The 19711-nt window shown below is 60.0% G+C and carries 21 protein-coding genes; 17 read left to right on the forward strand and 4 right to left on the reverse strand.

Features of this window, described 5'->3' with window-relative positions; genetic code table 11:
* The first annotated feature begins 91 nt into the window (after positions 1 to 91).
* The 8 genes from APH41_RS22825 to APH41_RS22860 are packed head-to-tail and all read left to right on the forward strand — an operon-like array spanning position 92 to position 6236.
* The gene (locus APH41_RS22825; RefSeq protein ID WP_034127249.1) at positions 92 to 1294 is read left to right on the forward strand and encodes a PepSY domain-containing protein; all 1203 of its coding nucleotides are present in this window, start codon (positions 92 to 94) and stop codon (positions 1292 to 1294) included.
* Positions 1291 to 1827 (forward strand): hypothetical protein, encoded by a 537-nt coding sequence (locus tag APH41_RS22830; protein WP_019817260.1) that lies wholly within the window; start codon positions 1291 to 1293, stop codon positions 1825 to 1827. Before APH41_RS22825 ends, APH41_RS22830 begins: the two co-directional genes overlap by 4 nt.
* Complete coding sequence (locus APH41_RS22835) at positions 1824 to 2147, forward strand: hypothetical protein (protein ID WP_014717808.1); 324 nt, start codon at positions 1824 to 1826, stop codon at positions 2145 to 2147. The genes APH41_RS22830 and APH41_RS22835 overlap by 4 nt, the downstream gene beginning before the upstream one ends.
* Positions 2144 to 2704 (forward strand): DUF6162 family protein, encoded by a 561-nt coding sequence (locus APH41_RS22840; RefSeq protein ID WP_014717807.1) that lies wholly within the window; start codon positions 2144 to 2146, stop codon positions 2702 to 2704. The genes APH41_RS22835 and APH41_RS22840 overlap by 4 nt, the downstream gene beginning before the upstream one ends.
* 19 nt (positions 2705 to 2723) lie before the next feature.
* Complete coding sequence (locus APH41_RS22845) at positions 2724 to 3644, forward strand: metal ABC transporter substrate-binding protein (RefSeq protein ID WP_054897879.1); 921 nt, start codon at positions 2724 to 2726, stop codon at positions 3642 to 3644.
* The gene (locus APH41_RS22850) at positions 3641 to 4387 is read left to right on the forward strand and encodes a metal ABC transporter ATP-binding protein (protein ID WP_054921674.1); all 747 of its coding nucleotides are present in this window, start codon (positions 3641 to 3643) and stop codon (positions 4385 to 4387) included. Before APH41_RS22845 ends, APH41_RS22850 begins: the two co-directional genes overlap by 4 nt.
* On the forward strand, positions 4384 to 5283 hold the full coding sequence (locus tag APH41_RS22855) for a metal ABC transporter permease (protein WP_054897877.1): 900 nt from the start codon (positions 4384 to 4386) through the stop codon (positions 5281 to 5283). The genes APH41_RS22850 and APH41_RS22855 overlap by 4 nt, the downstream gene beginning before the upstream one ends.
* A complete protein-coding gene (locus tag APH41_RS22860) occupies positions 5283 to 6236 on the forward strand; it encodes a metal ABC transporter solute-binding protein, Zn/Mn family (RefSeq protein ID WP_054921676.1) in 954 nt (317 codons plus the stop codon). Before APH41_RS22855 ends, APH41_RS22860 begins: the two co-directional genes overlap by 1 nt.
* Positions 6237 to 6382: 146 nt before the next feature.
* Here the strand turns inward: APH41_RS22860 and APH41_RS22865 are convergent, their stop codons facing one another.
* Positions 6383 to 7096, reverse strand: coding sequence for a UTRA domain-containing protein (locus tag APH41_RS22865; RefSeq protein ID WP_003190151.1), 714 nt, complete (start codon positions 7094 to 7096; stop codon positions 6383 to 6385).
* 351 nt (positions 7097 to 7447) lie between these two features.
* On the opposite strand from APH41_RS22865, the gene APH41_RS22870 reads away from it, so the two are divergent.
* From APH41_RS22870 to APH41_RS22910, 9 genes are all read left to right on the forward strand, one after another.
* Positions 7448 to 8524, forward strand: a complete 1077-nt coding sequence (locus tag APH41_RS22870; RefSeq protein ID WP_003190150.1) for an ABC transporter substrate-binding protein — start codon at positions 7448 to 7450, stop codon at positions 8522 to 8524.
* A gap of 216 nt (positions 8525 to 8740) precedes the next feature.
* A complete protein-coding gene (locus APH41_RS22875) occupies positions 8741 to 9547 on the forward strand; it encodes an alkaline phosphatase family protein (protein WP_054921678.1) in 807 nt (268 codons plus the stop codon).
* The gene (locus APH41_RS22880; RefSeq protein WP_003190145.1) at positions 9544 to 10389 is read left to right on the forward strand and encodes an ABC transporter permease subunit; all 846 of its coding nucleotides are present in this window, start codon (positions 9544 to 9546) and stop codon (positions 10387 to 10389) included. The genes APH41_RS22875 and APH41_RS22880 overlap by 4 nt, the downstream gene beginning before the upstream one ends.
* Positions 10376 to 11176, forward strand: a complete 801-nt coding sequence (locus tag APH41_RS22885) for an ABC transporter permease (RefSeq protein WP_054921680.1) — start codon at positions 10376 to 10378, stop codon at positions 11174 to 11176. Before APH41_RS22880 ends, APH41_RS22885 begins: the two co-directional genes overlap by 14 nt.
* Entirely contained in the window at positions 11173 to 12162 is a 990-nt protein-coding gene (locus tag APH41_RS22890; protein WP_034127242.1) for an ABC transporter ATP-binding protein, read from the forward strand. Before APH41_RS22885 ends, APH41_RS22890 begins: the two co-directional genes overlap by 4 nt.
* Before the next feature lie 33 nt (positions 12163 to 12195).
* Entirely contained in the window at positions 12196 to 12849 is a 654-nt protein-coding gene (locus APH41_RS22895; RefSeq protein WP_034127241.1) for an HAD family phosphatase, read from the forward strand.
* 361 nt (positions 12850 to 13210) lie between these two features.
* The gene (locus APH41_RS22900) at positions 13211 to 15292 is read left to right on the forward strand and encodes a carboxy terminal-processing peptidase (protein WP_223816873.1); all 2082 of its coding nucleotides are present in this window, start codon (positions 13211 to 13213) and stop codon (positions 15290 to 15292) included.
* A 117-nt stretch (positions 15293 to 15409) separates the two neighbouring features.
* Positions 15410 to 17179 carry a bifunctional diguanylate cyclase/phosphodiesterase gene (locus tag APH41_RS22905; protein ID WP_054921682.1) on the forward strand — a complete coding sequence of 590 codons (1770 nt, stop codon included), beginning with the start codon at positions 15410 to 15412 and terminating at the stop codon, positions 17177 to 17179.
* A 668-nt stretch (positions 17180 to 17847) separates the two neighbouring features.
* Complete coding sequence (locus tag APH41_RS22910; protein ID WP_034127239.1) at positions 17848 to 18168, forward strand: hypothetical protein; 321 nt, start codon at positions 17848 to 17850, stop codon at positions 18166 to 18168.
* Between the two features lie 224 nt (positions 18169 to 18392).
* Here APH41_RS22910 and APH41_RS22915 read toward each other — a convergent pair whose 3' ends face one another.
* The 3 genes from APH41_RS22915 to APH41_RS22925 all read right to left on the reverse strand — a co-directional run bounded on the left by APH41_RS22915 (position 18393) and on the right by APH41_RS22925 (position 19652).
* On the reverse strand, positions 18393 to 18764 hold the full coding sequence (locus APH41_RS22915) for a hypothetical protein (protein WP_005786715.1): 372 nt from the start codon (positions 18762 to 18764) through the stop codon (positions 18393 to 18395).
* Positions 18761 to 19099 carry a helix-turn-helix transcriptional regulator gene (locus APH41_RS22920; RefSeq protein ID WP_034127238.1) on the reverse strand — a complete coding sequence of 113 codons (339 nt, stop codon included), beginning with the start codon at positions 19097 to 19099 and terminating at the stop codon, positions 18761 to 18763. Before APH41_RS22920 ends, APH41_RS22915 begins: the two co-directional genes overlap by 4 nt.
* 97 nt (positions 19100 to 19196) lie before the next feature.
* A complete protein-coding gene (locus APH41_RS22925; RefSeq protein WP_054897871.1) occupies positions 19197 to 19652 on the reverse strand; it encodes a YkvA family protein in 456 nt (151 codons plus the stop codon).
* Between the last annotated feature and the right edge of the window lie 59 nt (positions 19653 to 19711).

The raw sequence follows: 19711 nt of genomic DNA on the forward strand, positions 1-19711 counted from the left end.
TTAACTTAGATACAGCCTGTCGCGTCAGCAAAAGCTACGACTGGCCTTTTCCGGGCCTCCATCGCCCCCTCCGATCAAGACCCTCATTCATATGTCGAAGAAGTCACGCTCCAAACTCTGGTTTCTCGTTCATAGCTGGCTGGCGTTGCCCATCTGGTTCTTTGTGCTGATCGTCTGCGTCACCGGCACCCTGGCCGTGGTGAGCCAGGAAATCGTGTGGCTGGCCAACCCGGATATCCGCGCCAGCAAGCCGTCGGATGAAGCCCAGCCGTTGAGCTTTGACCAGGTGATCGCGGCCATCAAGCGCGATGAACCCAAGGCTATCGTCCAGTCCATTATCCGCCCGGATGAGTCGCACTTCGCGCTAAGCGTCGGCCTCAGCTACCCGGATGGGCGCTCCGTGGAGGTGTATGCCAACCCCTACACCGGCGCGATCCAGGGCATCAGCCCCTCGTTCAACTTCCAGCAATTCACCCGCGCCCTGCATGGCTGGTGGCTGGTACCGTTCACCAATGGGTACAGTTGGGGCTGGTACCTGGTGTCCGCGCTGGGCTTGCCGCTGCTCGCCTCGTTGGTCACCGGCCTGGTGGTGTACAAGCGCTTCTGGAAAGGCTTCCTTCGTCCTACCCTGCGCATCCGCCATGGCGCGCGAATCTTCTGGGGCGACTTTCACCGCCTGAGCGGCATCTGGTCGATCTGGTTTATCGCGGTCATTTCAATCACTGGCACCTGGTTCCTGATCGAGGCTGTCCTGGGCGACAACCAGATATCCATTTCCAGTGAACCCATCGTGCCAGTGATCGCACGGGATAAGGTGCCGCTGTCGGCGCCGGGCGTGCCGGCACCGATGATCCCTATCGACAAGGCGATCGACATCGCCGCCGAGCGAATCCCCGGCCTGGACGCCAGCTTTGTGTTCATGCCAAGCAACGCCTACAGCCACCTGCAGATCGGCGGGCGTGGCTGGTACCCGTTGATGTTCCAGACCGCACAGCTGAACCCCTATGACGGTGAAATCGCGGTCTCCAACCTGTTGTCCGACCGTACCCCGCTGGAATTCGTCACCGAGTCGATGCGCCCACTGCACACCGGGGACTTTGGCGGTTTGTGGATCAAGCTGATCTGGGCATTCTTCGGCCTGGTGCTGAGCATGATGGTATTGAGCGGCTTGCTGATCTGGACCAAGCGCACCGCCCTGGCCACCCTCAACGCCCTCAAGCGCGAGGCCAAGACGCAACGTCAGCACGTGCCCATCCCGGCCATGCACGCCGACACCTCGGAGGCTCAGCGATGAGCAAGGTCGCAACCGTACCCCCGTCCCCGCTGCGCGCCTTTTGGCTGAAATGGCGTTTCCATATCAACATCCTGCTGTTGCTGGTGCCGCTGGGGTTCATGCCCAAATACTTTGCCGACGCCGCGTTGTTTCGCGGGGATACCGGCATCGGCGAGCGCGTGGCCGGGCAAGTGCAAGTCGGCCCCTGGAGCCTGACGCTGGCTGAGTTTCGCAACGAAGGCCCGAGCCCGAACCCGGCTGGCCCGATGAAGTTCTTCAACGCTGCCCTGTGCGATACCTGTGCCGAGCAGGTCAAGGCCACTTACCTGCGTATCGGCAAACCCCGCAGCCTGCGCGCCGCCGGAGTGATCTTCTTCGGCACGCCGTACCGTATGGGCGCCGCCCTGCCGATCCCCGAACGCACCCCGGCGGACGCCGAAATATGGGTGACCATGGAAGGGTGGGACGGCAGCATGCACCAGGGTTCCATCCCGCTGAGCCAGGCCTCGCCTGCCACCATTGCCTGGCTGAACAAGCAAGGAGTCAAACCATGACGTTCAAGCGCCTCACCCGCGCCGCGCTATTGCTGTGCGCCGGCCTGAGCACCACCGCCTTCGCCCACAACCCGATGTGCGAATGCAAGGAAATCCCCGGTGAGCAGATCCAGTGCAAAGGCGGCTTCTCCGACGGCAGTGGCGCCCCCGGCGTAACCCTGGATGTGATCGGCTACGACGAAACCATCCTGGTGCCGGGCAAGCTCGGCGAGGATTCGACCCTGACCTTCAAGAAGCCCGCCGCCGAGTTCTACGTGCTCTTCGATGCCGGCCCCGGCCACGTGGTGGAAATCGACCAAGCGGATATCCCGTCGCAATGAGTACCACACAGGTTGTACGCCCCGCCGGCGCGGGCCACGAAACCCTTTATGTGTTGCTGTTGTGTCTGATCATCCTCGCGGTGGCGGGCACGGTCGTGGCGCTGCATGGGGAAACCCAGGAAGTCGCGGCGGTGCCAAGCCATCAGCTGGACGCCCGCCGCGACCTGAGCGCCGCCGAGCAAGGCATCTACGCCGACCTGCGGGTGACCCTGGATGAAATCCACCTGTTGCAGCAGGAACACAGCGCCCTGCCGACGCCTGAGCAACTGGCCGAAGAAGGCTTCGCCCCCTTTGCCCAGGACGCTAGCTCAGTAAGCCGAGGCGGCCACCGCTGGCAGTTGCTGGCACCGGCTGCCTACCTGGGCTTGAGCCAGGCGCCGGCCACCAGCGGTTCGCTGCTGATGCGCGTGCAAGGCAGTGAGCCGGATATCTGGCTCAACCGCAGCGCCAACCTTGCCGCTCCATCCGACCTCACTGACCAGGCGCTGATCGCGGCCGGCTGGCAGCAGGTGGTCGCGCAATTCGATGCCGGCGTTACCCGCCAGCACCGTCACTGAACGAGAAGACCGATTGCCCATGTCTATGTCATCGCCCCTGTTGCGCCTGTTGCTGGTTGGCCTGTTCAGCCTGATGCTCGCCCCCCTTGCCAATGCCGAGGCGGCCAAGCGCCTGCGTATCGGCATTACCTTGCACCCCTATTACAGCTACGTGGCCAATATCGTGGGCGACAAGGCCGAAGTGGTGCCACTGATTCCCGCCGGTTTCAACCCCCATGCCTACGAGCCGCGCGCCGAAGACATCAAGCGCATCGGCACCCTGGATGTGATCGTGCTCAACGGCGTCGGCCATGACGACTTCGCCGACCGCATGATCGCCACCAGCGAGCGCCCGGACATCCCGGTGATCGAAGCCAACGCCAACGTGCCGCTGCTCGCCGCTACAGGTAACGCGGCACGCGGTGCGGGCAAGGTGGTCAACCCGCACACCTTCCTGTCGATCAGCGCGTCGATTGCCCAGGTCAATAACATTGCCCGTGAGTTGGGCAAGCTCGACCCGGACAACGCCAAAACCTACACCCAGAACGCCCGCGCCTACGGCAAGCGCCTGCGTCAGATGCGCGCCGACGCCCTGGCCAAGCTGACCAGCGCGCCCAACCCCGACCTGCGTGTCGCCACCGTACACGCGGCCTACGACTACCTGTTGCGCGAGTTTGGCCTGGAGGTCACCGCCGTGGTCGAGCCGGCCCACGGTATCGAGCCAAGCCCCAGCCAACTGAAAAAGACCATCGATGAACTGCGTGCTCTGGATGTGAAAGTGATCTTCTCGGAGATGGATTTCCCGTCCACCTACGTCGATACCATCCAGCGTGAATCCGGGGTCAAGCTGTACCCGCTGTCACATATTTCCTACGGCGAATACAGCGCCGAGAAATACGAAGTGGAGATGACCGGCAACCTCAACACCGTAGTACGGGCGATTCAGGAGTCGGGAGCATGACCGCCGCACAGCAACTGAACCCCGTCAGCGTCGGCCCCACCCTGAACTTCGACCAGGTCTCGCTGACCCTGGGGCGCACCGTGATCCTTGATGGAGTGAGTTTCCAGGTACAACCGGGCAGCATCCATGCGCTGGTCGGCCCCAACGGCGGCGGCAAAAGCTCGCTGATCAAGACCCTGCTGGGGCAGACGCCGCACCAGGGGCGTTTGAGCCTGGAATGGCCAACCACACCCGGCACCATCGGTTACGTGCCCCAGGCGCTGGAATTTGACCGGGGCTTGCCGATGACTGTGGACGATTTCATGGCTGCCATGTGCCAGCGTCGCCCGGCGTTTCTGGGCCTGTCCAGGCATTACGCAGCAGCGATTGGCGATGCCCTTGAGCGCGTCGGCATGCAAGACAAGCGCAAGCGCCGCATGGGCGCGTTGTCCGGCGGTGAGCGCCAGCGCGTACTGCTGGCCCAGGGGCTGATTCCGGGGCCGCAGTTGCTGGTGCTGGATGAGCCGATGTCGGCCCTCGACGAGGCGGGTATCCAGGTGTTCGAACGGCTATTGAACGACTGGCGCCTGGCAGGGATTACGGTGCTGTGGATCGAGCACGACCTGGAGGCCGTTGGCCGCCTGGCCGACCGCGTCACCGGTCTGAACCGCCGCGTGCTGTTCGACGCCACACCGAAAGAGGCGCTGACCCCGGACCGCCTGCTCACTCTGTTCTCCACCCACCCTCGGAGCCCGGCGCCATGAATTATGAAGCCTTTCGCTTGATGGTCCAGGGCTGGGCCTCCTCCGGTTACCTGCCCGAAGCCCTGGCCTACGGGTTTGTGGTCAACGCCCTGCTCGCCGGCTTGTTGATCGGCCCGGTACTCGGCGGCCTGGGCACGCTGGTGGTGGTCAAGCGCTTTGCGTTTTTCTCCGAAGCGGTCGGCCATGCCGCGCTGACCGGCGTGGCCGTGGGCATCCTGCTGGGAGAACCCTATACCGGGCCTTATGGCAGCCTGTTTGGCTACTGCCTGCTGTTCGGCATCCTGCTCAATTACCTGCGTAACCGCACCGGCCTGGCGCCCGATACCTTGATCGGCGTGTTCCTGTCGGTGTCCCTGGCACTGGGGGCAAGCCTGCTGCTGATCCTGGCCGGCAAGATCAACGTGCACATTCTCGAGAACGTGCTGTTTGGCTCGGTGCTGACGGTCAACGGCAACGATCTGCTGGTACTGGCCATTGTCGGCTCGCTGGTGATGGCCCTGGCATTGCCGTTGTACAACCGCATCATGCTGGCCAGTTTCAACCCGCAATTGGCGGCAGTGCGCGGGGTGGCGGTGAAAAGCCTGGACTACCTGTTCGTGATCCTGGTGACCCTGATCACCGTTGCCGCGGTCAAGGTCATCGGCGCAATCCTGGTCGGCGCCTTGCTGGTGATTCCTGCCGCTGCGGCGCGCCTGTTGAGCCAGTCACTCAAAGGGTTTTTCTGGATCTCGGTGTTGATCGCTACCGTCAGCACCCTGTGCGGCATCCTGCTGCCGATCATCTTCGACCTGCCCATCCCATCCGGCGCCGCCATCATTCTGGTTGCCGGTATCGCCTTCGCCTTCGCCGCCATCGCCCGTGGCGTTGTGCCCAGCCTCAAAGGGAATCTTGGATAATGCGCCCTGTCTTTCGCCCACTGGCCCTGGCCATCGCTTGCTTGCTGAGTACGTCGGCGCTGGCCGTCGACGGTTTCGACGCCAAGGACTTCAAAGTCAACCAGGGCCTCGGTCACGCAGCCCTGACCAAGACCAAGCAGCCGGTCAAGGTGCTGGCCTCGCTGCCGATTACCTACGGCTTGGCCGAGGCGCTGCTCAAAGGCACCAACGTAGCGCTTGAACGCGCCGCGCCGGCCAATCTGCCGGGTTCGCGGCAAGTGTCCTACTTCACCGGCCGCGGTGCTGCGGCACTGAACAAGTTGGCGCTGGACGCCGACGCGGCCATCGGCCTGCGCTCACTGTGGGCCGATGACCCGCTGTACCCCGTGGCGCGGCGCAGCAATATCCGCATCGTCGAAGTCGATGCCGCACGCCCGGTGGACGGCGGCTTGCCGGGTATCGCAGTACAACCGGGTGTCACCGATGGCTTGAACAGCCAACCCTGGCAATCGAGCAACAATATGGGGCGCATGGCCGACGTGATGGCCGCCGACCTGAGCCGCCTGGCGCCGGCTGCCAAACCCAGGATCGACGCTAACCTGGCCGCGCTCAAACAGCGTTTACTCAAGCTCACCGCCGACAGCGAGGCGCGCTTGGCCAAGGCCGACAACCTGAGTGTGCTCAGCTTGAGTGATCACTTCGCGTACCTGGTCAGCAGCCTGAACCTGGAAGTGCTCGGCACCGATGCACGGCCCGATGCCGAGTGGACGCCCGAGGCGCTGCAAAAACTCAGCAGCACGTTGAAGGACAACGATGTGGCCGTGGTGCTGCATCACCGTCAACCCAGCGATGCAGTCAAAACCGCCATCACTGCCGGCGGCTCCAGACTGTTGGTATTGAATGTGGACGGCGCCGACCCGGTGACGGAGTTGGAAACCAATGTGGACCAAGTGATCAAGGCACTCACACCCTAGGCAAGCCACCGATCCGTCAGAGATAAACTCGGTTCATTGTGGGAGCTGGCTTGCCTGCGATGCGGACGCCTCGGTTTATCAGGCGCACCGAGTCGATACCATCGCAGGCAAGCCAGCTCCCACATGGGTTCGCGGTGCACCAGCCGCTACACCACATCCACACCCACATGAATCGCATCATGCCGCCAGAACTCCAGGTCACAGTCGATCAGGCGTTGATGCTGGTCGTAATTGACCCGGGCGATGCGCAAGCCCGGGCTGCCTACCGAGACGCGCAGCGCAGCGGCCGCTTCCACCGGCAGTGAGGTCGGCACAATCTCGAAGCGCACCCGCCCGTAGTGCAAGTCATATTTGCTGGCATACAGCTCAGTCATCGACTGATTCAAATCACACGCCAGGATTCCCGGAAAATACTGCGGGTTCAGATAGTGCTCCACATACAACACCAGGCGCCCGTCAATCCTGCGCCCCCGGCAAATCTGGATCACGCTCGACAACGCCGGCAACTGCAACCACGCGCACACCGCCGCCGACGCTGGTTGCAAGCGTGCGGAAATGACCTGCGTGGAAGCCTCACGCCCCTGGTCGCTGACCATCGCGTGAAAATGGCTGCGCTGCATCAGGTTATAGGCCAGCCGTGGCGGCGAGACGAACCAGCCCCGACGCTCTTCGCGGTAAATCTGCCCTTGGGCCTCAAGCTGTAACAAGGCTTCCCGCACGGTAATCCGAGTGGTACCAAACAACTCGCTGAGCTTGCGTTCGGCGGGCAGTTTGCTGGCAGGCGGCAACAGGCCATGGTCGATCTGCTCTTGCAGCGCCAGGCCGATGGAGGTTACCGCCTTGATTGCCTCATCACGCATCAACGTTACCTATCTGGACTAGACCAGCACCGTTCAGGTGCACAAAACGCGCTCTATCTGGGCTTCTGCTGCTGTGTGCCAGCCTAGGCACTCCACATGACCGACAGATGACAAAGGCTGTCGACTGCCTCTACCACCCCCTGCAATACATCGGCCAAGTCCAGGGCCTGCGGGCACTTGGGCATGGTCTACGCTAAGTCGGAGCTGAGCGACATCAGCGCTTCAAAAACGACATCGACATGAAACTGTCATCCATGGGGCCTAGATTGGCTCAGGTATTGCTGACCTAGACCAAACCACCGCTAACGTTCAGATAAAACGCCGCGTTGAAAACGCCCATAGGAGCTTCGGATGAAACAGCTTTTCCTGGCATCACTGTTAGGCTCGACCATTGCCATGTGCACCGCCGCCATGGCTGCTGATACCGATCTAAAAACCTTGGAAGCCGCCGCCAAAGCGGAAGGCGCCGTCAACAGCGTCGGCATGCCCGATGACTGGGCCAACTGGAAAGGCACCTGGGAAGACCTGGCCAAGACCTACGGCCTCAAGCACATCGACACCGACATGAGCTCGGCCCAGGAAATCGCCAAGTTCAAAGCCGAAAAAGACAACGCCAGCGCCGATATCGGTGACGTGGGCGCAGCCTTCGGCCCGATCGCGGTGAAACAGGAAGTCACCCAGCCGTACAAACCGTCCACCTGGGCGCAGGTGCCGGATTGGGCGAAAGACAAGGACGGTCACTGGGCCCTGGCCTACACCGGCACCATTGCCTTTATCGTCAACAAGAAGCTGCTGCACGGCTCCGAAGTGCCCACCACCTGGGCTGACCTGCAAACCGGTAAATACAAGGTCTCGGTGGGTGACGTGAGCACCGCCGCCCAGGCTTCGAACGCAGTACTCGCCGCAGCCATCGCCAACAAAGGCGACGAGAAAAACATCGCGCCGGGCCTGCAATTTTTCACCAAGATCGCCCAGCAAGGTCGGCTCTCGCTGTCCAACCCGACCATCGCCACCATGGAAAAAGGCGAAGTCGAAGTGGGCCTCGTCTGGGACTTCAACGGCCTGAGCTACAAGGCCAAGATGGCCAACCCGGATGACTACGTGGTGCTGATCCCCTCGGATGGCTCGGTGAAATCCGGCTACACCACCATCATCAACAAATACGCCAAGCACCCGAACGCCGCCAAGCTCACCCGCGAATACATCTTCAGCGATGCCGGCCAGCTCAACCTGGCACGCGGCAATGCGCGTCCGATCCGGGCTGAAACCGATTTGAAACTGCCGGCGGACGTTGCCAAAAACCTGATCCCGGGCGAGCAGTACACCAAGGCCAACCCGCAGCCGATCAAGGATGCCGATGCCTGGGAAGCGACGTCCAAGAAGCTGCCACAGATGTGGAACGAGCAAGTCATCGTAGAAATGAAGTAATCGGTCTCTCTGATCCAAAGGCGGTCAGTGTGGGAGCTGGCTTGCTGTGGCGAGGGAGCTTGCTCCCGCTCGACAGCGTAGCTGGAGCCGGCTTTTTGGGGGTGCTCCGCACCCCAGCGCAAGCAAGCTTGCTCGCCACAACAAGCCAGCTCCCACATTTGATCCCATCCCAAGTTGATACTGAGCCATATCCTCTGTTGCGGAGCCCCAGCCCCCATGAAGCACAATGTCATCCTTGTGGTGCTCGACGGCCTCAACTTCGAGGTTGCGCGGCACGCCATGGGGCACTTGCAGGCCTACGTCGGCGCAGGACGCGCAGCCCTCTACACACTGGAATGTGAACTGCCTGCCCTGTCCCGCCCGTTGTATGAATGCATCCTCACCGGCGTGCCGCCGATCCAAAGCGGTGTCGTGCACAACAACGTCTCGCGCCTGTCCACCCAGCGCAGCATTTTCCATTACGCCACCGACGCCGGCTTGAGCACCGCGGCGGCGGCTTACCACTGGGTCAGCGAGTTGTATAACCGCACGCCCTTTCTCGCCGCCCGCGATCGTCACACCGACGACAAGGCGCTGGCGATCCAGCACGGGCATTTCTACTGGAATGACCACTACCCCGATTCCCACCTGTTCGCCGACGCCGAAAGCCTGCGGCTCAAGCACGCGCCAAACTTTTTGCTGGTGCACCCGATGAACATCGATGACGCCGGCCACAAGCATGGCCTCGACACCGCGCAATACCGCAACAGCGCACGCTCGGCTGACATTATCCTGGCCGACTACCTGCAAGGCTGGCTCGATGCCGGTTACCAGATACTGGTCACCGCCGACCACGGCATGAACAACGACCGCTCCCACAACGGCCTGTTGCGCGAAGAACGGGAAGTGCCACTGTTTGTCATCGGTGACGCCTTCAGCCTGGACAGCGACGCTGCGCCGAAACAGACCGACCTGTGCGGCACCGTCTGCGAACTGCTCGGCGTGCCCCACGACAAACCTGTGTGCCGGGAGTTGCTCAAGTGAATGCATTGACCCGCGGTAAATGGCTGGCCCTGCTATGCCTGCTGCCCTTCGCACTGTTCTTTATCGTGTTCGAGATCGCGCCGCTGGTGTGGGTGCTGATCAGCAGCCTGCAAACCGAAGAGGCCGGCTGGAGCCTGGAAAACTTCACCCGCATCTTCACCTCGAAGTTCTACCGGCAGGCCATCCAGTTCAGCCTGGAGATCAGCTTTTACTCCAGCATCTTCGGCATCATCATCGCCACCTTGGGCAGCTACTCACTGCGCCGAGTGGATTCGCCGCTGCGCAACTTCGTCACCGCGTTCGCCAACATGACCAGCAATTTCGCCGGCGTGCCCCTGGCCTTCGCGTTCATCATCCTGCTGGGGTTCAACGGCAGCATCACCCTCATGCTCAAGCAGGCCGGGATCATTGAGGACTTCAACCTGTACTCGAAAACCGGCTTGATCATCCTTTATACCTATTTCCAGATCCCCCTCGGCGTACTGTTGCTCTACCCGGCCTTTGACGCATTGCGCGAAGACTGGCGCGAATCTGCCGCGCTGCTCGGTGCGAATGGCTGGCAGTTCTGGCGCCATATCGGCCTGCCGGTGCTCACCCCGGCCCTGCTCGGCACCTTTGTGATCCTGCTGGCCAATGCCCTGGGCGCCTACGCCACGGTCTATGCGCTTACTACCGGCAACTTCAACGTGCTGCCAATTCGCATTGCCGGCCTGGTCTCCGGCGATGTGTCGCTGGACCCGAACATGGCCAGCGCCCTGGCCGTGGTGCTGGTGGCGCTGATGACCGTGGTCACGGTGGTGCATCAACTGCTGCTCAAGAGGAGCTACCATGTCTCGCGCTGAAGCCAGTACGCCCTCCCTCTACCATCGAGTGGTGGTGTACCTGTTGTTCCTGATCCTGGTGCTGCCGCTGGTGGGCACTTTTGTCTACTCGATTTCCAGCAGTTGGTCGGCAACCATCCTGCCCGCCGGCTTCAGCGTGAAATGGTATGTACAGCTGTGGAGCGACCCGCGCTTTCTGATGGCCTTCGGGCAATCGTTGCTGGTGTGCGTGGGCGCACTGATCCTTTCGGTGGTGTTGATCTTGCCGTTGCTGTTCGTGGTGCACTACCACTTTCCCAAGCTCGACGCGTTGATGAACATCCTGATCCTGCTGCCCTTTGCGGTGCCGCCGGTGGTGTCCTCGGTGGGTCTGCTGCAACTGTACGGGTCCGGGCCGCTGGCGATGGTGGGCACGCCGTGGATTTTGATCGGCTGCTACTTCACCGTCGCGCTGCCGTTCATGTACCGAGCGATCACCAACAACCTGCAAGCCATCAACCTGCGCGACCTGATGGACGCTTCGCAACTGCTCGGCGCCAGCACCTGGCAGGCCGCGATCCTGGTGGTGCTGCCCAACCTGCGCAAGGGCCTGATGGTGGCGCTGCTGTTGTCGTTCTCGTTCCTGTTTGGCGAGTTCGTGTTCGCCAACATCCTCGTCGGCACCCGCTACGAAACCCTGCAGGTGTACCTCAACAACATGCGCAACAGCAGTGGCCATTTCACCAGTGCCGTGGTGATCTCCTATTTCTTCTTCGTGCTGGTACTGACCTGGGCCGCCACTCTCTTGAACAAGGACAAAAGCCAATGAGCTTCGTCAGCGTCCAACACCTGCAAAAAGGCTACGCCGGCACCCCGGTGTTCAGCGATATCAATTGCGAGGTCGCCAAAGGCGAGTTCGTCACCCTGCTCGGCCCGTCCGGTTGCGGCAAATCCACTTTGCTGCGCTGCATCGCCGGGCTTACGCCGGTGGACAGTGGCCAAATCCTCCTGGATGGCCAGGACATCGTGCCCCTGAGCCCACAGAAACGCCAGATCGGCATGGTGTTCCAGAGCTACGCGTTGTTCCCCAACATGACTGTGGAACAGAACGTTGCCTTCGGCCTGCGCATGCAAAAGGTCAATGCCGACGACAGCCACAAGCGCGTGCAAGAGGTGCTGCAACTGGTGGAGCTCAAGGACCTGGCCGGCCGCTATCCGCACCAAATGTCCGGTGGCCAGTGCCAGCGCGTCGCCCTCGCCCGCTCACTGGTGACCCGCCCGCGCCTGCTGCTGCTGGATGAACCGCTGTCGGCATTGGATGCACGGATTCGCAAGCATTTGCGCGAACAGATCCGCCAGATCCAGCGCGAACTGGGGTTGACCACGATCTTCGTGACCCATGACCAGGAAGAAGCCCTGACCATGTCCGACCGCATCTTCTTGATGAACCAGGGCAAGATCGTGCAGAGCGGTGATGCCGAAACCCTCTATACCGCGCCGGTGGATGTGTTCGCTGCTGGGTTTATCGGCAACTACAACCTGCTCGATGCCGACAAGGCCAGCCAACTGCTGCAGCGACCGATCAGCGGGCGCATCGCGATTCGCCCCGAAGCCATCGAGTTGAGCCGCAGTGGCGAGCTCGATGCGTTGGTGCGTAGCCACAGCCTGCTGGGTAACGTAATTCGCTACCGCATCGAAGCCCGTGGCGTCGAGCTGGTGGTGGACGTGCTCAATCGTTCGGCCGACGACCTGCACCCGGACGGCCAGCGCCTGGCACTTTCCATCGACCCCAGCGCACTGTGTGAAGTAGCCTGACAGGCAGCGACCTATTGAGAGAGAGCATCACCGATGGCATTGGTAATTTTTGATCTGGACGACACCTTGATCCACGGCGACTGCGCCACGCTGTGGAGCGAACAGATGGGCCGCCTCGGCTGGGTAGACCCTGAGTCATTCATGCGCAGGAACAACGAGCTGATGGATGCCTACAGCCAGGGCAAGCTGTTGATGGAAGATTTCATGGATTTCAGCCTGGAGCCGATGATCGGCCGTACCCCGGAAGAAATCGAGCACCTGGTGGAGCCGTGGGTCGAGGACGTCATCGAGCCGCTGATCTACAGCGACGCCACCAAGACCATCGCCCGCCACCGCGCGAACGGCGACCGAATCCTGGTGATTTCCGCTTCGGGCACTCACCTGGTCACGCCGATTGCTGCGCGTATCGGTATCGAGGAAGTGCTGGGGATTAACCTGAGCGTCAGCCATGGGGTATACGACGGCAAGACAGAGGGTGTACTGACTTACCGTGAAGGCAAGATCACGCGGTTGCTGGAATGGCTGGAGCAGGAAGGCGAAACCCTTGAAGGTGCCTATTTCTATTCGGACTCGCGCAATGATTTACCGCTGCTGCTCAAGGTGGATCACCCGCAGGTGGTGAACCCGGACCCGGTGTTGCGCGCCCATGCCGAACAGGCCGGTTGGCCGATCCACCACTGGACCTGAATCAATAGACATCAACCTGTGGGAGCTGGCTTGCCGGCGATAGCGGTGCAACAGTGAAGAATTCTTCATCTGGCGCACCGCTATCGCAGGCAAGCCAGCTCCCACACTGACTGCATTTCAATCTAGGATTCGGTCAGGCTATTGGCAATATGGACTACACCGGACGTAGGACGAGGTTGTTCTAGCCCCCCACATCACCGTCAACGCCTTGCAATGCTTTCACAGTGCCTCCATAGTGAGTCTGGACTGAGCCCGGTGCTGTAGCGCCGGGCTTTTTGCATTATGCGACCGGACCATATGGAACCGGCTCCCTCAAAGACGGCCTAATATGCGTTATCAATTGCCCCCGCGTCGAATCAGCATGAAGCATCTGTTCCCCAGCACCGCCCTCGCTTTTTTCATTGGTCTCGGCTTCGCGTCGATGTCGACCAATACGTTCGCAGCCAATAGCTGGGACAACCTTCAGCCTGATCGCGATGAGGTGATTGCCAGCCTTAACGTCGTCGAGTTGCTCAAGCGCCATCACTACAGCAAGCCGCCGCTGGACGACGCTCGCTCGGTGATCATCTACGACAGCTACCTCAAGCTGCTGGACCCCTCGCGCAGCTACTTCCTGGCCAGCGATATCGCTGAGTTCGACAAGTGGAAGACCCAATTCGACGACTTCCTCAAGAGCGGCGACCTGCAACCCGGCTTCACCATCTACAAGCGTTACCTGGACCGCGTCAAAGCGCGTCTGGACTTCGCGTTGGGTGAGCTGAACAAGGGCGTCGACAAACTCGATTTCACCCAGAAAGAAACCCTTCTGGTAGACCGCAAGGACGCCCCTTGGCTGACCAGCACCGCAGCCCTGGACGACCTGTGGCGCAAACGCGTCAAGGACGAAGTGCTGCGCTTGAAGATCGCCGGCAAAGAGCCCAAGGCCATTCAAGAACTGCTGACCAAGCGCTACAAAAACCAGCTGGCACGCCTGGACCAGACCCGTGCCGAGGATATCTTCCAGGCCTACATCAACACCTTTGCGATGTCCTACGACCCGCACACCAATTATCTGTCGCCAGATAACGCGGAAAATTTCGATATCAATATGAGTCTGTCCCTGGAAGGCATCGGTGCCGTCCTGCAAAGCGACAATGACCAGGTGAAGATCGTACGTCTGGTGCCGGCAGGCCCTGCTGACAAAACCAAGCAAGTGGCACCGGCCGACAAGATCATCGGCGTGGCCCAGGCCGACAAAGAGATGGTCGATGTGGTCGGCTGGCGCCTGGACGAAGTGGTCAAGCTGATCCGTGGGCCTAAAGGCAGCGTGGTGCGCCTGGAAGTGATTCCGCACACCAATGCACCGAACGACCAGACCAGCAAGATCGTGTCCATCACCCGTGAAGCGGTGAAGCTCGAAGACCAGGCCGTGCAGAAGAAAGTCCTCAACCTCAAGCAGGATGGCAAGGACTACAAGCTGGGCGTGATCGAAATCCCGGCCTTCTATCTGGACTTCAAGGCGTTCCGTGCCGGTGATCCGGACTACAAGTCCACCACCCGCGACGTGAAGAAAATCCTGACAGAACTGCAGAAAGAGAAAGTCGACGGCGTGGTCATCGACCTGCGCAACAACGGCGGCGGCTCCCTGCAGGAAGCTACCGAGCTGACCAGCCTGTTTATCGACAAGGGCCCGACCGTATTGGTACGCAACGCTGACGGCCGTGTCGACGTGCTCGAAGACGAGAACCCGGGTGCCTTCTACAAAGGGCCGATGGCGCTGCTGGTCAACCGTCTCTCGGCCTCGGCCTCGGAGATTTTCGCCGGCGCCATGCAGGACTACCACCGCGCACTGATCATCGGCGGCCAGACCTTCGGCAAAGGCACCGTGCAGACCATCCAACCGCTGAACCATGGCGAGCTCAAGCTGACACTGGCCAAGTTCTACCGGGTATCCGGGCAGAGCACCCAGCATCAAGGCGTACTGCCGGATATCGATTTCCCTTCGATCATCGACACCAAGGAAATCGGCGAAAGCGCCCTGCCTGAAGCCATGCCGTGGGACACCATCCGCCCTGCGATCAAGCCGGCGTCGGATCCGTTCAAGCCCTTCCTGGCTCAGTTGAAGGCTGACCATGACACCCGCTCTGCCAAGGACGCCGAGTTCGTGTTTATCCGCGACAAGCTGGCCCTGGCCAAGAAGCTGATGGAAGAGAAGACCGTCAGCCTCAACGAAGCGGATCGCCGTGCACAGCACTCCAGCATCGAGAATCAGCAACTGGTGCTGGAAAACACCCGCCGCAAGGCCAAGGGTGAAGACCCGCTCAAAGAGCTGAAGAAAGAAGATGAAGACGCGCTGCCGACCGAGGCGGATAAAACCAAGCCGGAAGACGACGCTTACTTGGCCGAGACTGGCCGGATCCTGCTGGATTACCTGAAAATCACCAAGCAGGTGGCCAAGCAGTAAATGATGGCGATTTAATGTGAGCGCTCCTCGGAGTGTCATCATATAGACATCATTCTGTCGTGAAATAAAAGGGCCGCAGGTTTACGCCTGCGGTCCTTTTTTTTGATCGAGACCGCCATGACCATGACCGAACAGCTGAATGCATTGGGCTCAATCCTGGCTCAAGGCAGTTTGCACAGCCTGTTCCAACCGATCATCTGCCTGTCGGAGCGGCGCATCCTCGGTTATGAAGCTCTCAGTCGTGGCCCGTCCAACAGCCCGCTGCACTCCCCAGTCGCACTGTTCTCGGTGGCCAGCCACGCAGGGCGCCTGAGCGAATTGGACATGGCGTGTCGAGAGAATGCATGCCGGCGCTTCAGCGAGCAGAAACTGCCCGGCAAGCTGTTCCTCAATATCTCGCCCGAATCCTTGATGGAGCACGCGCATCAGCCAGGGCGCACCCTGCAACTGTTACGCGACTTCGGCATTTCTCCCAGCCAAGTGGTAATCGAGCTAACCGAGCAGGCACCCACCGACGATTTCGCGCTGTTGCAAACTGCCTTGCACCACTACCGCGACATGGGCTTTGCCATCGCACTGGATGACTTGGGCGCCGGTTATTCCAGCTTGCGGTTGTGGTCCGAGCTGCGCCCGGACTACGTGAAGATCGACCGGCACTTTATTGACGGCATTCACCAGGACGCCCTCAAGCGTGAGTTTGTCGGCTCGATCCTGCAGATCGCCAGGGCGTCCCGCGCCCAAGTGATTGCCGAGGGCATCGAGTTGCCGGAAGAACTGGCGGTGTTGACCGAGATGGGCGTCGACCTGGTCCAGGGCTACCTGCTCTGCCGCCCTCAGGAAAAGCCGCCGCAGGAAGCGCGCCTGATGCTGCCCAAGCCGGATAACGCCACGCTGGCCCTCAATGACGAAGGCAGTGACTTGAGCGCCCTGCTCAATGAGCAGCCCGCCGTGGATCAAGACACCGCCACCGCTCAAGTGCTGGAATCGTTCCGCCGCCAGGCCAACCTCAACTCGCTGGCGGTATTGGACGGCCGCGGTTGCCCGGTCGGCATTGTGCACCGGCACTCGTTGTCTGACGCGTTGCTCAAGCCGTTCGCGACCGATCTGTTTGCACGTAAACCCATCAGCCGCTTGATGAGCGATGACTTTTTGGCGGTGGAACTGAGCCAGTCCTTGCAGCAGGTCAGCCGCTTATTGACCAGCCGCGCGCGGCAACGCATCGAAGAGGATTTCATCATAACCCTGAACGGTGATTACCTGGGGCTGGGTCGGGTCATCGACGTGCTCAAGTTGATCACGGAGCTGAAAATCCAGCAGGCCCGCTACGCCAACCCGTTGACCTTGTTGCCTGGCAATGTGCCGATCCAGCAGTGCCTCACCCGGCTGCTGCAGCAACAGCGCGAGTCGGTGATCTGCTATGTGGATATCGACAGTTTCAAACCGTTCAACGATATCTACGGCTACGGGCGCGGGGATGAAGTGCTGCTGTGCCTGGCGCAGTGCCTCAACGACCGGGTAGACCCCAGCCGCGACTTTGTCGGGCATATTGGTGGGGATGATTTTTTGCTGGTGCTGGGCCCGCAGGATTGGCGCAAGCGGCTCAACCAGTTGCTGGATGACTTCCATACCCAATGCCGACGCTTCTACCGCGCTGAACATCTGGAGGCTGGGTGCTTCGTGGCCCTCAATCGCCAGGGCGTGCGCCAGGAGTTTGCGTTGCTGTCGCTGTCCATCGGTGTAGTGCACTTGTATCCACAGGCCTGCGCACAACTCGATGCCAGCCAGTTGGCAGAGCTGGCGTCACAAGCCAAGCACCATGCCAAGGATGTGGCGGGCTACAGCATCCACGTGATCGACAGCATGGACATGTATACCCCAGCGCTTTAGACCTCGGCAGATTTCGATCAACCTCGCAAATACTGGGCGTAATCAACGAGACCTCAGAAAGATCAATACTGGAATGACCATTGGATTGAGTACTAATGCGGACGGAGTTGGACTCCACTGCCCGACCCTTGCCTTCGCAGACTGAGCAAAAATCGGTCAACATTCAACAGTTATGGCAATTCCCTTTACAAAAACTCAGGGTGGCGCAGTGGCGCGCTGAGACTATTGCCGAATGCCCTCGAAAGAGGTAATGTCGAACGGAGTGATAGCCTTGCGCCATCACCCCATATACTTACGTCAGTAAAATTTAAGGATAAATATGACTGTCCCATCAATGATTTGTAATCACGTATCTGTTCTAAGGTCTTACCTATCAACTATTGAGCACCATCTGGAATCCAAACCTAATGGGCAGCTTAAATATACGTTCCCCGATCAATTGATTTTAAATGTCTATGAAACGACAGGATCGGTAGTATTCCAAGGGCCCGGGGCTGGTGGAGATCTTGCGTATAAAATTGCCGCCATGGTAAAGCAAATAAACACTCCTGTATTGAGCTAACGCGCCCACCCAATAATACTACATCTGCGCAGACTGCACCTTACTCAAGGAAGTGATTGCGCGCTCAAATCACGCATAAAAATCAATTCAACTTTAAGGAAACATCATGGAAAAGTTTATTTACCATGTCTATCTAGATCGAGGAAAGAGCAATAAGAACTTTACTAAATTCCATGAGAATGTCGACAATCTTAATGGAAAAACCCCCGATTATGCTGGAATAAACAACTCTTGCATAATTGCTCACCATGCAGATATCGACACGATATTTGACAAATGCACGGAAGGCTTTCGTGACGATAGAGATGATGTTGTAGTTACGGAGGTAACTCGAAAAAGCATGGAGGACATCTATGGATCCCACCGTGCATATACCACCCTAATAGAAAAATACTTTTTGCCGCACGGCACCTTCCCTAAATTCTGACCTTTAATACTCATTACAGCTGGCTTCATTATAGAAGCCAACTTTAAACCACTCCTCGGCAGCAAATACAACAATACAAGATATGAACGGGCGGGCCGCCCGACAAACTTCATCTGCCTAGAACGACTTCCTAACATCAAAATGTCGGCCCGTTACGAATTCGGATCACAGGCCAGACACTGAACCAAGCGGTAGGACGATAACAACATCCTTGCCGTCGCATTCTAAGCCTCGGCGGACTCCGGGTACTCGTACTCGAACACCCGCACCACTTCGGAAGCATGCCAGGACGCGGCGGCCACGCCGTCAGAAGGCCCGCTGAACCGCCCCAGGCGCTCCACACATTCGAAAAAACCGGTGCGCGGCAGGCGGCTGGCGCCCTGGCTGATCACCAGGGAACTGCGCAGCGGCTGCTCGGCCTTGGCATCCAGTGCCGCCAGGTGCTCCAGGGCCGCCGCCAGGGTCTGCATGGCCGGCGTGGGGAATTGCAGGCGCTCAAGCAGTGCACGGTAGGTGAGCAAATGGCGCTGGCGCCGCGCCTGATCCAGTTCGTTGAGCAACCCATCCCAGTGTTGACGGCTAATACGTAGGCTCAAGACTCATCCCTCCAACCTGCTACGCCCAATTCCCAAGCCAGGCTGCGGCGAATGGCGGCATCCGGCTGGCGTTCACCACTTTCAATCAATCCAAGGTATGAGGGGCTGATCCCCACTGTGCGTGCCAGGGTCTCGATAGCCAGCCCCTTGGCTTCACGCAGGCCGCGCAGGGCTGCGAGCGGGCGCAGGTCCTGATCAATGGCGGTAGAGGCGGCAGGGGAAGAAGCGGGTGTAGGTTGCTGCTGACCGGCAGCTTTTAGCAGCGCCTGGTACTGGTCCCATGGCAACACCGCGTATTCGGGTGCGCCATCGCGTGAAATGATCTGAATATCCATGACTGCCCCGTAGGATAAAAACACTTACTAAGTAAGTTCTTTCCTTAGAAGTGTAATCCTAACAGCCACGAAGGTCGCCGGGGGATACCCGGCATCATTAGTTTTTTTGTGGGTTTTCCCGGGCCAGCAGCTCAGGCGTCGCGGGGAGGCGCTCAACCACCGCGAGTTTTTCCGGGCGTTGCGCATCGCGCCACGCACGAAAGGCGCTCAGTTCGCCGCTCAGGGTCTTCATGACCCACGCCAGCACGGCGATGTCGTCGAACATGCCGAACATCGGGATAAAGTCCGGGATTGCATCAATGGGGCTGAGAAAGTACATCAGCCCCGCTACCACCGAGAGCAGCGCCTTGGGGCTGATCGCTCGGTATTCGCCGCGCCAGTAAGCCAGGCACAGGGCCTGGAGCAATTTCAGATCGTCCTTTAACTGGCCCAGCCGATTGCCCTGGCTTGAGCCTTTGGCAGCGACGGCAAACAACAGGGTGGGCAGGCGGCCACGGCCGAGCAGACGTGCGGCCATGGGCAGGAAACGGGTGAAATTGAACGGTGGTTTCATTGGGCACTCCAGTTCCAGGCGACATAAAAGGTTATCCACACAAATTGTGGATAACCTTG

The sequence above is a fragment of the Pseudomonas sp. NBRC 111138 genome (assembly GCF_001320835.1).
In the GTDB taxonomy this organism is placed as follows: Bacteria; Pseudomonadota; Gammaproteobacteria; order Pseudomonadales; family Pseudomonadaceae; genus Aquipseudomonas; species Aquipseudomonas paracarnis.

What these genes read in the sequence shown, in the direction of transcription:
- APH41_RS22920 (WP_034127238.1), bottom strand. Translation starts at nt 19,099, where the DNA reads ATGGATATTCAGATCATTTCACGCGATGGCGCACCCGAATACGCGGTG.
- APH41_RS22860 (WP_054921676.1), top strand. Translation starts at nt 5,283, where the DNA reads ATGCGCCCTGTCTTTCGCCCACTGGCCCTGGCCATCGCTTGCTTGCTG.
- APH41_RS22900 (WP_223816873.1), top strand. Translation starts at nt 13,211, where the DNA reads ATGAAGCATCTGTTCCCCAGCACCGCCCTCGCTTTTTTCATTGGTCTC.
- APH41_RS22825 (WP_034127249.1), top strand. Translation starts at nt 92, where the DNA reads ATGTCGAAGAAGTCACGCTCCAAACTCTGGTTTCTCGTTCATAGCTGG.
- APH41_RS22905 (WP_054921682.1), top strand. Translation starts at nt 15,410, where the DNA reads ATGACCATGACCGAACAGCTGAATGCATTGGGCTCAATCCTGGCTCAA.
- APH41_RS22865 (WP_003190151.1), bottom strand. Translation starts at nt 7,096, where the DNA reads ATGCGTGATGAGGCAATCAAGGCGGTAACCTCCATCGGCCTGGCGCTG.
- APH41_RS22840 (WP_014717807.1), top strand. Translation starts at nt 2,144, where the DNA reads ATGAGTACCACACAGGTTGTACGCCCCGCCGGCGCGGGCCACGAAACC.
- APH41_RS22870 (WP_003190150.1), top strand. Translation starts at nt 7,448, where the DNA reads ATGAAACAGCTTTTCCTGGCATCACTGTTAGGCTCGACCATTGCCATG.
- APH41_RS22830 (WP_019817260.1), top strand. Translation starts at nt 1,291, where the DNA reads ATGAGCAAGGTCGCAACCGTACCCCCGTCCCCGCTGCGCGCCTTTTGG.
- APH41_RS22845 (WP_054897879.1), top strand. Translation starts at nt 2,724, where the DNA reads ATGTCTATGTCATCGCCCCTGTTGCGCCTGTTGCTGGTTGGCCTGTTC.
- APH41_RS22890 (WP_034127242.1), top strand. Translation starts at nt 11,173, where the DNA reads ATGAGCTTCGTCAGCGTCCAACACCTGCAAAAAGGCTACGCCGGCACC.
- APH41_RS22885 (WP_054921680.1), top strand. Translation starts at nt 10,376, where the DNA reads ATGTCTCGCGCTGAAGCCAGTACGCCCTCCCTCTACCATCGAGTGGTG.
- APH41_RS22855 (WP_054897877.1), top strand. Translation starts at nt 4,384, where the DNA reads ATGAATTATGAAGCCTTTCGCTTGATGGTCCAGGGCTGGGCCTCCTCC.
- APH41_RS22925 (WP_054897871.1), bottom strand. Translation starts at nt 19,652, where the DNA reads ATGAAACCACCGTTCAATTTCACCCGTTTCCTGCCCATGGCCGCACGT.
- APH41_RS22850 (WP_054921674.1), top strand. Translation starts at nt 3,641, where the DNA reads ATGACCGCCGCACAGCAACTGAACCCCGTCAGCGTCGGCCCCACCCTG.
- APH41_RS22835 (WP_014717808.1), top strand. Translation starts at nt 1,824, where the DNA reads ATGACGTTCAAGCGCCTCACCCGCGCCGCGCTATTGCTGTGCGCCGGC.
- APH41_RS22910 (WP_034127239.1), top strand. Translation starts at nt 17,848, where the DNA reads ATGGAAAAGTTTATTTACCATGTCTATCTAGATCGAGGAAAGAGCAAT.
- APH41_RS22875 (WP_054921678.1), top strand. Translation starts at nt 8,741, where the DNA reads ATGAAGCACAATGTCATCCTTGTGGTGCTCGACGGCCTCAACTTCGAG.
- APH41_RS22895 (WP_034127241.1), top strand. Translation starts at nt 12,196, where the DNA reads ATGGCATTGGTAATTTTTGATCTGGACGACACCTTGATCCACGGCGAC.